This is a genomic window from Capnocytophaga sputigena, from assembly GCF_900446695.1.
Taxonomy (GTDB): Bacteria; Bacteroidota; Bacteroidia; order Flavobacteriales; family Flavobacteriaceae; genus Capnocytophaga; species Capnocytophaga sputigena.
Genome location: NZ_UAVP01000011.1, coordinates 215,223 through 228,700, shown reverse-complemented (window position 1 = coordinate 228,700; position 13,478 = coordinate 215,223). Strand labels below are relative to the sequence as shown.

10 protein-coding genes are annotated in these 13,478 nt (G+C 40.1%); all 10 read right to left on the bottom strand.

Going from position 1 to position 13,478, the window contains the following annotated elements:
* Positions 1-33: 33 nt before the first annotated feature.
* The 10 genes from rimM to DR017_RS13005 all read right to left on the bottom strand — a co-directional run bounded on the left by rimM (position 34) and on the right by DR017_RS13005 (position 13,332).
* Entirely contained in the window at positions 34-564 is a 531-nt protein-coding gene (gene rimM, locus DR017_RS13050; RefSeq protein ID WP_002678153.1) for a ribosome maturation factor RimM, read from the bottom strand.
* A gap of 9 nt (positions 565-573) precedes the next feature.
* Positions 574-1,107 (bottom strand): 30S ribosomal protein S16, encoded by a 534-nt coding sequence (locus tag DR017_RS13045; protein ID WP_002678283.1) that lies wholly within the window; start codon positions 1,105-1,107, stop codon positions 574-576.
* 96 nt (positions 1,108-1,203) lie between these two features.
* Positions 1,204-3,720: a TonB-dependent receptor gene (locus DR017_RS13040; RefSeq protein WP_002678169.1), complete on the bottom strand. Its 2,517-nt coding sequence runs from the start codon at positions 3,718-3,720 to the stop codon at positions 1,204-1,206.
* A gap of 75 nt (positions 3,721-3,795) precedes the next feature.
* Positions 3,796-5,967, bottom strand: a complete 2,172-nt coding sequence (locus DR017_RS13035) for an endonuclease MutS2 (RefSeq protein WP_002678165.1) — start codon at positions 5,965-5,967, stop codon at positions 3,796-3,798.
* On the bottom strand, positions 5,968-6,564 hold the full coding sequence (locus DR017_RS13030) for a lipoprotein signal peptidase (RefSeq protein ID WP_002678119.1): 597 nt from the start codon (positions 6,562-6,564) through the stop codon (positions 5,968-5,970).
* A 9-nt stretch (positions 6,565-6,573) separates the two neighbouring features.
* Complete coding sequence (gene hemE / locus DR017_RS13025) at positions 6,574-7,596, bottom strand: uroporphyrinogen decarboxylase (protein WP_002678214.1); 1,023 nt, start codon at positions 7,594-7,596, stop codon at positions 6,574-6,576.
* Positions 7,597-7,775: 179 nt separating this feature from the next.
* Positions 7,776-8,525, bottom strand: a complete 750-nt coding sequence (gene tpiA / locus DR017_RS13020) for a triose-phosphate isomerase (protein WP_002678074.1) — start codon at positions 8,523-8,525, stop codon at positions 7,776-7,778.
* 31 nt (positions 8,526-8,556) lie between these two features.
* Positions 8,557-9,648, bottom strand: a complete 1,092-nt coding sequence (gene ychF, locus DR017_RS13015; RefSeq protein ID WP_002678189.1) for a redox-regulated ATPase YchF — start codon at positions 9,646-9,648, stop codon at positions 8,557-8,559.
* Positions 9,649-9,709: 61 nt separating this feature from the next.
* Positions 9,710-11,101, bottom strand: a complete 1,392-nt coding sequence (locus DR017_RS13010) for an MATE family efflux transporter (RefSeq protein ID WP_002678257.1) — start codon at positions 11,099-11,101, stop codon at positions 9,710-9,712.
* Between the two features lie 95 nt (positions 11,102-11,196).
* Positions 11,197-13,332 (bottom strand): S46 family peptidase, encoded by a 2,136-nt coding sequence (locus tag DR017_RS13005; protein ID WP_040360844.1) that lies wholly within the window; start codon positions 13,330-13,332, stop codon positions 11,197-11,199.
* Positions 13,333-13,478 lie beyond the last annotated feature (146 nt).

Sequence of the window (13,478 nt, the reverse complement as noted above, 5' to 3'; positions counted from 1 at the left end):
AATGCTTTTTATTAATTTCTCCTAATAAAAAGTTTAATTTACATATAAATCGATAAGACCGTCGGGGGTTTTTACGATGATTTTTTGGTTAGGGCGATCTACTTTTTCAATAAACTCATCGTTCATAGGGATAAGGATTTCTTTGCCTTCTTCATTTTCTATTTCGAATAAGGGTTGGAAAGTAGTATCGTTGATACTCACAATTTTACCTACTTTTCCATAGTTTATATCTTCGACTTCAAATCCTATTACTTCGTGGTAATAGAACTTATTACCCGAAAGTTTAGGAAGAGCCGCTAAGGGCAAGTAGATTTTGTGTTTTAGCAAAGCATCGGCATCGGCTTCACTATTAACTTCTTCAAATTTTACACGGAGTAAATCGGATTTGTGCAAAGAGCTTTTTTCAACAAAAAAAGGAACCAGATTATTGCCTAAAGCAATAAAAACTGATTCCAATTCTTCGTACATTTCGGGGTCGTCAGAATCTAATTTGATGAGCACTTCCCCTTTAAAGCTAAACTTTGACACAATTGTTCCTACATAAAAACAATCTTTAATGGTCATATTATGAGTCTATGCTTCAGTTTCGTTGTTTTCTTCGGCAGGAGCTTCAGCTTCAGCTTGTTCAGCGGTAGCTTCGGCAGCAGCCTCAGCAGCTTTAGCAGCAGCGTCGTTTTTACGTTTTTCGTTAGCTTCTTTTTCAGCACTTAACGCTTTAGCTTTAGCATCTGCTTTTTCTTTAGCTAATTTTTGTTCTTTAGAAGATACTTTGTTAGCTTTTTCGTCTAACCAAGCTTTGAATTTAGCTTCAGCTTGTTCTTCGGTAAGGGCACCTTTGGCAACACCGCCTAACAAGTGATATTTAAGCAATACACCTTTGTAAGAAAGGATACGGCGAGCTGTATCACTTGGTTGAGCACCGTTTTTCAACCATTTTACTGCTGCATCTACATCAATTTCGATTTGAGCAGGGTTAGAAACTGGGTTGTAAGTACCTAATTTTTCAAGGAATTTACCATCTCTTTTCGCACGTGAGTTGGCGGCTACAATCCAATAGAAAGGTTTGCCTTTTTTACCGTGACGTTGTAATCTGATTTTTACTGGCATAAAAAATTTAATTAGTGAGGTTCACGACCTCGGTTATTAATTCGGGCGCAAAGATACAATCTTTTTTGATATGTACAAAACTAAATTGTAAGATTTTTACCAAGTGTAAGTTATACCACCTACAAAGTTGCGTCCGACACCAGGGATAAAGTTTGTTTTATCGACAATGGTGGGGGTAGGTCGCAAGACTCTGTTGCCTACTTTTGCAGGAGGAGGAGTTACTTGGTCTTGAATTAAATAGCTGGATGCATAAACTGTATCGGCTAAATTATTACCTTGGAAGAAGAACGTCCAGTTTCCTTTTTTAAATCCTATTTTAGCGCCTAACAGTTGATAGGCATCTTGGTAATAAGTATTTTTATGGTCGGTAGGGGTATCTTCAGGGAGTGCTTCAACGTTGAACTCGGCAAAGAATCCAGAAGGGTGTTTGTAGTCTAAAGTGCCATAGATGTAATGTTTAGGGATACCTGCTATTTGGTTGCCTTTTAGAGCGCCTCCATCAAAGAAGAAATCGCTGTAATTGTAGTTTACAAAAAGAGTAAAGGCATCGCCTTTGCTTGAAAATACACGTTTAGCAAAGGTAGATTGCAATGACGCCTCAACTCCTCGGTGGACAGTGGTATAAGGAGCGTTTACAGTAATACCATTGATGCCAATTTCGCCATCGGTGAGGGTAAAAATCTCATCTTTTACCCAAGAGTGATAGGCACTTACATTCCACACGAAGACATCATTAATATTTCCTTTAGTTCCAATTTCGGCAGTTTGTGCTTTTTGAGCTTTCAATTCAAAGGCTGCAATATTTTTAGCACTGGAATTGGCATTGCTACTATTAGGGAAAATTACTTGTGTACCACTCATTGCAGCACCTCCTGTTAAGCGAATGATTTCAAGGAAGGTAGGGGGTTCATAACTAAAGCTATAATTACCATATACTTGGGCATTATCGCTAAACTTATAAATCACACCTGCTTTGGGATTGACAGCGTTGTACGTATACTCATTATCAAGTTTTTTTACAGGAGAAGGGCTTTGAACACGGCGTAAATTTTGACCAGCAAAGAAGGATATAGGTCGGCTGCTACCCTCAAATTTATCTTCTACCTTTCGGGTGTCGTAACTACCTTGTACGGCTACATTCACAAGGAATTTATCGGTGATTTTGTATACATCGGAAATGTAGGCTACAGCGTGGTTTGATAAGAGGTCTTGTTTGGCAAATAATGCACCGAAACTTCCTTTTTCGTTGATGTTTCGCAATTGATGCATTTTGCCTTGGCTGAGTTGTACCCCTATTGATAAATCGTTTTTACGAGTATTGTAGTCATAAGTAAGACGCAAACCATAATCGTTGTTGTAATCGTGACGTATATTGGTAGCTATGGGATATACAAAGGCATCATCAGTATATTGGTAATACAAAGTGGCAGTGAGCAAACTATGGTTGTTAAATTTATAAGCCGACTTGCTACCAAAACGTGCGATTTTGCTTGATCTATTAGGTTTATCGCGTTGTACATTAGGTCCAAAAGCATAAGGAACGGTGAGTTTAGGAGCTCCGTTTATTTGTTTGCTATCACTTTCGTATTGTTGTTTGGTAAGAGGACCTGGAATATCGAAATACAAATCAGTAAATGAGGCATATAGGCGAGTTTCAAACTTATTGGTAAACTGTCTGCCAATATTTAGCAATGCATTGAAGCGTTTGGAGGAGTTGTAGGTGCGGTATCCATCACTTTTACTATAGGAGGTAGAAATAAAACCATCGTTTTTGCCAGAGGAGAATCCAGAGGAAAGACTACTGTTGAAGTAATTGAAACTACCCGCTTCCATTTTTACACTAAGAGGAGAGGCGTTATATCCATTTTTGGTTACGAAGTTCATAGCACCTCCTAAGGTAGCTCCGCCATATTCCATAGCATTAGCTCCGCGGTATACTTCTACTAAATTAGAAGCTTGAGGTTCTAAAACACCTATAATGTACGATCCATCAGCGAAATTAATGGGAATACCATCTTGATATAGGGCAACCCCACGCGATTGTGGATTGCTTTGTATTCCTGAGCCTCTGATATTAAGGCGAGGCTGGTCGTTACCACCAAAGAACTCTTGAATAACTACCCCTGGTTGACGCACAAGAGCATCTTTGAGGGTTTGAGAACGCTTTTCGGACAAATCCTTTAAGTTGGCTATATTGGTACCCCCAGGAACTTTATCTAATTTTTTTCGCGATAAACTCTCGGAGTTAGCAATCAAGCTAGGGTTATCGCTCACTACTACTTCTTCCAAAGTAATAGTCTCCTTTGGGAGTGTAAAATCTACGTAAGTGACGCGGTTTTCGTTGTTTTGAAGTGTAACAACGACCGTTTGTTTTTCAAACCCTTCTTCGATAATTTCTAAGGTTATCTCTTTGCTGCTGGGTATAAAGTTGAGGGTATACAGCCCATTAGCATCGGTTTGAGTGGCAATACTAGGGTTGTTTTGCAGTTGGATAATTACCCCAGCTACAGGGAACTTGTTTTCATCTAAAATAGTTCCTTTGATTTTGTGATGTTGCCCAAAAAGCAGTGGGCTGATCACGAGCATTACAAATAATATGATGTGTTTGAACATAAAATATAGTTATTAATTTAGAATGATGCAAAATTAGTAATTATATTTTATGTAGCAAATAAAATTTCGATAAAATTATCTTATTTTTTGTACAAGCTCCAATTCGTCCAAAGAAACAGAGGTAGTAAACGCCCCGTAATTTACTATGGCTTTACCTTTTTCAATCTTATCGATACTTCCCACGCTTCGGCTGTCTTTAATGCGCACACGGTCGCCTACTGAAAGGGCGCGTTGTAGCTTTTCTTTTTCGGCGCGTTCTTGGGCAATGCGCTCTTTCTTCTCTTCTTTGCGTTGCTGGCGGATAGCCTCCATTTGCTTATGAACTTCTTGGGTAGTAGTTTTTTTCTCCTCTTTTTGCTTGGTACGTTCCTCTTTGCTCATTTGTTTGCGCTTGGCATTTTCCATTTCAATGAGTTTAAGAAATTCGGATACCAAAGGGCGACGCTTACCATCGTAGAAATAACGTTCGGCTATCTGGTCTACCTTACTACCTAAGCTAATCATACGTTGGCTTTGGTCATAGAGCTCTTGATAATTTATGAGCTTGCTTTTTATTTTATCATTGAGTTCTTCTAAACGTTTGGCTTCTTCGCGGGCTTTGGTTTCCTCATCTTTCAGGGTTTCGGCAGTTTTTTCCATTTTGGAGCGTTCTTTCTGCAATTTGGCGATAGTGGCATCAAAACGCACTTTTCCTTTCTCTATTTTTTTCTTAGCCCGATTGATGAGGCTAAACGGAATACCGTTTTTCTGCGCCACTTCAAAAGTGAAAGAACTTCCCGCTTCGCCTATTATCAGCTTATAGATGGGTTCTAAGGTTTTATCGTTGAAAAGCATATTGGCATTGCTGGCGTGAGGCAATTCATCTGCCAGCATTTTTAAATTGGTGTAATGAGTGGTAATCACCCCAAAAGCCTTTCGGTAGTAGAACTCTTCTAAGAATATTTCAGCCAAAGCACCTCCTAATTCGGGATCGCTACCTGTCCCGAACTCATCTATCAAAAACAAGGTGCGGTGATTGCACTTTTTGAGGAAGTAATTCATATTTTTGAGTCGGTAGCTGTATGTGCTAAGGTGGTTTTCAATAGATTGGTTATCGCCGATATCGGTAAGAATGCGTTCAAACAAACACATTTTAGAACGATGATGTACCGGAACGAGCATTCCACTTTGTAACATTAATTGCAATAAGCCAATGGTTTTAAGCGTAATACTTTTTCCGCCCGCATTAGGTCCCGAGATGACGATAATACGATTTTCATCATTCAATTCTATGGTTTGAGGGAAGGTAGTAACACCTTTTTTAGCATTGCTAAGGTACAGCAAAGGGTGATATGCTTCACGGAGGAATAGTTCGCGCTCCTGAGTGATTTCTGGCAAAAGTGCGTTCATTTGGTGAGCGTACTTGGCTTTGGCGCAAATAATATCAACGGCTGTGATGTATCGCTGATAGTCTTTCAGCAAATCGGCAAACTGACTGATGAAGGCAGTAAGTTCTCTTAATATACGCTGGATTTCCTCTTTTTCGTCATAAAGCAGATTGGAGAGTTCGCGAGAGTAGATTTCGGTTTGTCGCGGTTCTATATACACTATGCTACCCGTTTTTGAGCTCCCCCATACGGTACCCTGTACTTTTCGGCGGTACATTGCTTTCACTGCCAATACGCGGCGGTTTTCTACTACGGTTTCGCGGATATCATCGAGATAGTCGGCAGTGTTATACTCGGCGAGAGCACGGTTGAAACTTTCGTTGAGTTTTCCTTTCAAGGCGCTCAGCTCGCGACGTATATTGCCAAGTGTAGGAGAGGCTTCGTTTTTTATCTCGCCGTACTTGTCCAGCACTTTATCGATAGCGTTCAGCAGTTCGGTAGTATACTCGATACTATCAGCGGTTTCGAAAAGGGTAGGGTATAGCGTTTTGAACTTCTTAAAGAAGAGAATTTGAGTGTTTACAACCTCGCTGATACGATGAATCTTCCTAATACTCGACACTTCTAACAAGGCGTTTTCAATAGATAGAAGTTTAATTTCGGAAGTGATAGATTCGCAATAGTGTGAAGGGATTGTGTTGTTATTATCAAAAGACGATAGGTATTCATTGGTTTGATTCAGTGCCAATAACAGGCTCTCCTGATTGTCGAAAGGTTTGATATGTAAGGCATATTTCTTGCCGAGTTCAGTAAGGCAAAGGTCAGACAAATGAGAGAGTACCATAGGGAACTCTAAGTCTTCAAGTGTTTTTGTATTCATTTAGTTTTTAGGAAATATCTTTTTGTGATATAAAATCATCAGCCCCACTGCTATACATATTGCAGAGTCAGCCACATTGAACACGGGCTCGAAGAAACGAAAGCGTTCGCCTCCCCAAAAGGGTACCCAGCTGGGAAGTGTAGTATCGATAATAGGGAAGTAGAACATATCCACCACTTTGCCGTGCAAGAGGGTTCCGTAAGGATTTTCGGCAAATAGGGTAGCAATGTTACCATAACTATGGTCGAAAATTATGCCGTAAAACACCGAATCGATGATATTGCCCAGTGCTCCTGCCAATATCAAAGAAATGCAAATGATAAGTATCTTAGGTTGTTGCTTTCTCACTGCCGATACCAGCCAATAGCCGATACCTATTACCGCTACAATGCGAAAGAGGGTAAGAATGAGTTTGCCGTATTCGCCGGGAATTTTAGTACCCCAAGCTGCGCCTTCGTTTTCTACAAAGTAGATTTGAAACCAACTGAAAACGGTTACGGCTTCGTTGAGGATAAAGTGTGTTTTGATGTATATTTTGCTCCATTGGTCGACGATAAGTACCAACAGAATAATAAGGAATGCGTGTTTTAATTTCATATTTTTTTCTTAATGATATTCTTTTACAGCTTCTACAAAGGCGATAGCGTTTTCAATGGGGACATTAGGCAGGATGCCGTGTCCTAAGTTGGCGATGTAGTGGTCTTTGCCAAAAGCATCGATCATTTCTTTTACTTTTTTCTTAATTTGAGCAGGAGGAGCAAGCAATTGTGAAGGGTCGAAGTTACCTTGTAGTACTTTATTGCCACCCGTGAGCTGACGTGCTGTTTTTGGAGCACAAGTCCAATCGACACCTAAAGCAGCGGCTTTAGAAGTAGCCATTTCGGGGAGAGCATACCAACAACCTTTAGCAAATACTATCACTTTGGTAAGCGGAGCAAGTGCTTCTACTATTTGGTTAAGGTATTGCCAAGAAAAAGTACGATAGTCGTCAGGGGCTAAAACGCCCCCCCAGCTATCGAACAATTGTACGGCATCGACACCTGCTTTTACTTTTTCTTTGAGGTAGAGAATGGTAGTATCGGTAATTTTTTGCAATAGTTGATGTGCTAATTCAGGTTGCGTGAAGCAAAACTCTTTGGCAGTAGCATAGTCGCGTGAACCAGCTCCTTCGACGGCATAGCAGAGTATCGTCCAAGGAGATCCAGCAAAGCCGATGAGAGGCACACGATTGTTGAGCATTTGTTTGGTAAGTTTGACAGCTTCTATCACATAACCCAAACGCTCTTGGATATTAGGAATTGTTACTTGCGCTACATCCTTAGCAGTACGAATAGGGTTAGGCAACCAAGGTCCGACACCTTTTTTCATTTCAAAAGGTATATTCATCGCTTGGGGTACTACCAATATATCAGAAAATAAGATAGCAGCATCTACACCTACTATATCGACAGGTTGTATGGTAATTTCGGCTGCTAACTCAGGGGTTTGGCAACGTGTGAAGAAGTCGTATTTGTCGCGTAGGGCTCTAAATTCAGGAAGGTATCTGCCAGCTTGACGCATCATCCACACGGGAGGACGCTGGGTAGTTTCGCCGTTGAGTACTCTAAGGAATAAGTCGTTTTGTAACATTTTTTAGATTTAAGAAAATAGACTTTGAGGCTGTCCAAAAAGTTCTATATTATAAGGGCGTTTGCAAAACGCCCCTACAGAACATACCCCAAAAAGTAATTGATTATTAGAATAATCAACTTTGCCAAAGGTGCGAGCCGCAGAGGCAGGAAACTTTGGCAAAGTTTGTGTATTAACAATTAAATACTTTTGATGATAGTAACAAAATCATCGGCTTTGAGGGCAGCGCCTCCGATGAGACCGCCATCAACGTCTTCTTTAGCGAAGATTTCTTTAGCATTATCAGGTTTTACGCTACCACCATACAAGATAGATACTTTATCGGCTACTTCTTTACCATATTTATCGGCAATAGTTTTGCGGATGAAATGGTGGATTTCTTGCGCTTGTTCTGGGGTTGCAGTTTCGCCTGTACCAATTGCCCATACGGGTTCATAAGCCAATATGATGTGTTGCCAAGCCTCAGTAGGCAAGTGGAACAAGCCGTTTTTGATTTGGCTACCTACAACGTCGAAGTGTTTGTTAGCTTTACGTTCGGCTAATTCTTCACCGATGCAGAATACTACACGCATATTGTGTTTGAGGGCTGTGTCTACTTTTTTAGCCAAATTTTCGTCGGTTTCGTTGAAGTAAGCACGGCGTTCGGAGTGACCTAAAATAGTGGTTTTTACGCCAATACTATTCAACATTTCAGCTGAAATCTCACCAGTATAAGCACCGCTTTCGGCAAAGTGCATATTTTGGGCAATTACTTCGATTTTGCTACCTTTAGCAGCATCTACTGCTGGGATAAGGTTTACAAAGGTAGGGGCAATCATTACCTCGGCATCAGTTTGAGGTACTTTTTTCAATAGGTCGGAAATGAGGGCTAACGATTTATTGAGGTCGTTGTTCATTTTCCAGTTACCTGCTACAATTTTTTTTCTCATATAATGAAATATTTATAATTAGCAATTTTGGTTATACATTGAAGCGGAAGTGCATAATATCACCATCTTTTACAATATATTCTTTACCTTCGACGCGCATTTTTCCAGCTTCTTTTACTTTGGCTTCACTACCATAGGTGATAAAATCATCATAAGCAATTACTTCGGCGCGAATAAATCCTTTTTCGAAATCAGTATGGATAACGCCAGCTGCTTGAGGAGCTGTATCTCCTTTGTGGATTGTCCAAGCACGTACTTCTTTTACTCCTGCAGTGAAGTAAGTTTGCAAGTTTAGCAAATGATAAGCAGCACGAATCAATTTAGAAGCACCAGGCTCGTCCAATCCTATATCTTCCAAGAACATTTGGCGTTCTTCATAGCTTTCTAATTCGGTGATATCAGCTTCAGTAGCTACAGCTAAAACGATGATTTCGGCTTCTTCATTTTTCACGACTTCTTTTACACGTTCTACATAAGCATTACCATTTTTAGCTGATTTTTCATCGACATTACACACGTATAACACAGGTTTAGCAGTGAGCAATTGAAAGCTCTCTAATAATTCTTTTTCATCGTCGGCTACTTGTACAGCGCGGGCAGAAACGCCAGTGAGCAAAGCGTCTTTCACACGATTAAGCAAGTCCATTTCCTTAGCGGCTTTTTTATCGCCAGCTTTGGCAGCACGGGTTACTTTTTCGAGGCGTTTTTCGACAGTTTCGAGGTCTTTTAGTTGTAGTTCTATATCAATAGTTTCTTTATCACGGATGGGGTCTACACTGCCATCGACGTGTACGATATTGTCGTTTTCAAAGCAGCGCAACACGTGAATAATAGCATTACACTCACGTATATTTCCTAAAAATTGGTTGCCTAAACCTTCACCTTTGCTCGCACCTTTTACAAGACCTGCGATGTCTACAATTTCTACGGTTGCAGGTAATACACGTTCAGGTTTTACAAGAGTTTCGAGTTTTTCTAAACGGGGATCGGGTACATTTACTACCCCTAAATTAGGTTCTATAGTGCAAAACGGGAAGTTAGCACTTTGAGCTTTAGCATTTGATAAACAATTAAATAGAGTAGACTTTCCCACGTTGGGCAGTCCAACAATTCCTGCTTTCATATTCGTTTTTTAAATTAAAGAGCGTGCAAAGGTAATAATAATTTGTCAATTAGGCAATTTGTTAATTAGGTAATTTATGGCGGTTGGCGATGAGTCGCAAGCTGATATGGTTGAACCTATACAAGAGGGATATAGCAGCAGCAGTGAGTCCTGTGAGTAATCCTATCCAAATACCCATAGTACCTAAAGAAGTGTGAAGCCCTAAAAAACAAAGAATAGGGAAGGCAATGAGCCAATAGGCTATAAAGGTAATGACCATAGGAATTTTGGCATCTTGGACTCCACGCAATGCCCCAAGAGCTGTAACTTGTAATCCATCGGAGATTTGGAAAATAGCAGCAATCAACAATAGATTGGCTGCTTCGCTTATTACAGCTGCATTGGTAGCTGCTTTTTCGATATTGTCCATCTCTAAATACAATGAGGGTAACCAATCGCGTAATAAGGCTAAGAGTCCTGCAAAAAAGACTTGGGTACACAACACTAATAAGAATACAGAAAAGGCTACCCGACGTAAATTGACATAGTTTTTAGCTCCTAACTGATTGCCGACACGTATCATAGCTGTGATACCTAATCCGTTGGCAACCATAAAGGTCATACTTGCTAAGTTGAGAGCTATTTGATTAGCTGAGAGTTGGTTTTCACCCAATACACCGCTTATCCATATAGCAGCAGAGAAAATACCTGTTTCAAAAATCATCTGTAATCCTGTAGGTAGCCCGATATTACTTATCTTTCTTATCATTGGTTTAGTGATGTTTTTGAAACTGATATGGGTAACGTATTCTTTAGTTTTAGGTAAATACTTGAGCATATAATAGAGCATTATAGGCATTGCTATACGCGAAATGAGCGTTCCTACTCCAGCACCTAATACTCCTAATTTTGGGCAACCCCAATTACCATAGATGAAGAGATAATTACCAAATATATTGATAAGGTTTGCCAATAGGGTAACATACATTGCATATTTAGTCATTGAGAGACCATCGGCGAATTGTTTGAAAGTGCTGAATACACCTAAAGGTATCAATGAAAAGGCAACCAAATGAGTGTAGGGGACTGCTAAAGCAATTACATTTTCACTTTGCCCTGTGATTCTCATCACGGGTTCAACAAAGAACATCAGCAAGAAAAGCACCGTGCTGAGTATGATATTGAGCAACATACTATGGTTGAGAATGGATTGTACGGCTTGTTTATCGCCTGCTTCGTCGTTCATAGCTACCAAAGAAGTAGTAGCCACCGAAAAACCTATAGCGAAAGACATTGCGATAAAGATAGCTGTATTTCCGAGAGCTGCAGCTCCAAGTTCGGTAATACCGACCTTGCCTACCATCACATTATCTACAAATCCCACAAGGGTATGCCCCAACATTCCCAATATGACAGGGTAAGCAATCTTGAAGTTGTATTTAAATTCTTTTGTATAGTTTGATAAGTTAGGCATCAGGTGTTAGGTGTCAGGTATCAGGTGTCAGGTATCAGGTGTCAGGGGATAGGTGTTACCCTATCCTCTAACTCCTAATTTCTAATTTTTACTCTTTATTGTACTGTTTCAATTTCGTTGATGATGTTTTTAGCGTTGGCATATATATCGATTACCCAAAGTACATAGCGGATATCGACATTGATGGTGCGCTGTAGTTTCTTATCGAAAATTACATCGCCTGCCATGGCTTCGATATTACCATCGAAAGCGAGACCTATGAGTTCGCCTTTACCATTCATTACGGGTGATCCAGAGTTGCCACCAGTAATGTCGTTATTGGTAAGGAAGTTTACGTGCATAGAGCCATCTTTGTCTATATATCTGCCGAACTCTTTGTTTTGATACAAATCGAGCATACGTTGAGACATATCAAACTCAGGATCGTCTTTTTTGTATTTAGCTATTAAGGTGTTGAAAGTAGTATAGTAATTCTTTTTCACATCGGGGTTGCGTTTATCTTTTGCTAAAGGAATTACTGTACCATAGGTAAGGCGCAAGGTAGAATTGGCATCAGGGTATAGGATGGTGCTCATTTTACCATCACGCATACCTTTTACGAATTTACGGTAAGCCTTAGCATAACTATCTTCCAAGTTAACAAGCTCTTGAGAGGGAGATCGGAAGTCTTCGACAAGTGCTTCTGCAAGTTGCAATATAGGGTCTTTTAACAATTCTTCTATATTGCGTTGGGTGTTGGTTTGTAAGGCTTCTTTACTGCGGTAAATACTGTTTGCTAAAAGGTCATCTACATACTTGTGGAAGTTACCATTGTATTTTGTTTTGATGTCTTTTAGCATTGTGGGTACATTATTGCCTTTATTAGCATAGAGTTGCAACATATCGGCAAGAATCTCTTTTTCAACGTTTAAGTTTACTTTATCATAATCGATAAGGATGTTATCAATTTTATTTTGCAAGTCATTTTCGGGCATATTTCCACGTTGGGCGGCTGCAATAGTATTGATGTATCGGGAAGGCATTTTGATAAAGAAAGATGCACGAGATAAAATGCTTACATAGTTCTCATCGGCAGAACGCAAGTTTGTCTTTTCAAAATAGTTAGCTAATGTGCTGAGCACCTCGCCATATTCGGCTTTATTTTCAGCTTTCTTAGCCCATTTCCCGAATTTAGCTTCAGCTTTACGTTTCGTAGCAGCTGTTTTATGTGCTGTGAGGGCATCAATCATACCTTGGCGGTTTTTCCAATAGTTAGCTAATTGAGAGTACAAAGAGGCATATTGCAAGCGCACAGCATCGTCCTTATCCATATAACGCTTCATTGCATCCATTGCTGTTTTGGAGGCTTCAACCCAAGCAGGATAAGCATATTTCACCTTTTGATCTACCCAATAAGAACTTTCCCAACGGTTGGTACGCCCAGGGTAGCCCATAATCATCGCAAAGTCTTTATCTTGTACGCCTTTGAGGCTCACTTTAAGGTAACGTTTGGCTTTAAGAGGTATGTTGTTAGGAGAATAGTTGGCGGCATTTCCATCTTTATCAGTGTATACACGGAAGAGAGAGAAATCACCTGTTTGGCGAGGCCATTCCCAGTTGTCGGTATCACCACCAAATTTTCCAATGTTTTCAGGAGGTGTACCTACGAGGCGTACATCTTTGAAGTCTTGATATACAAAGTAATAATATTCATTGCCTTGGAAGAATGAACGCACAGAAACTACATATTTACCACCTTCGCTGTTTTCTTTTTGTATTTTAGACATTTCTTGGTTGAGAGCAGCTTCGCGTTCTTTTTCGTTCATTGAGGGAGTAACAGCAGCCAACATACGGTCGGTTACATTATCCATACGGACGAAGAAACGGACGAATGACTGTTTAGGGGAGAGTTCCTCGGCGTGAGAGCGCGCCCAAAATCCGTTCTTTAAGTGGTTGCTTTCGGGGGTAGAAAGCTGAGCAATATTGCTATAGCCACAATGATGGTTTGTGAGTACTAAGCCATCTTTGGAGATGATGCTCGCAGTACAACCTCCATTGAACTGCACGATGGCGTCCTTAAGGCTGTTGTTGTTGATGCTATAAATTTCTTGAGCAGTGAGTTGTAAGCCTAACTTCTGCATATCTCTTTGGTTGAGACGTTCAATGAACATCAAGAACCACATTCCTTCATCGGCTTTTGCTATGGGAGTGAGCAACAAGAAAGCCAATAACATAAGACTTATTTTCTTCATAAAAAAGTGATATAATGATTTATTAGGGGGCAAAGGTACGAGATAATTAGCAAATTAACAAATGTGCGAGCCGCACAAGCAGATTAATTAGCAAATGAGAAAATTGAGGAGAGGAATTAAAATATATTTAGAAATAATTTGTTAGA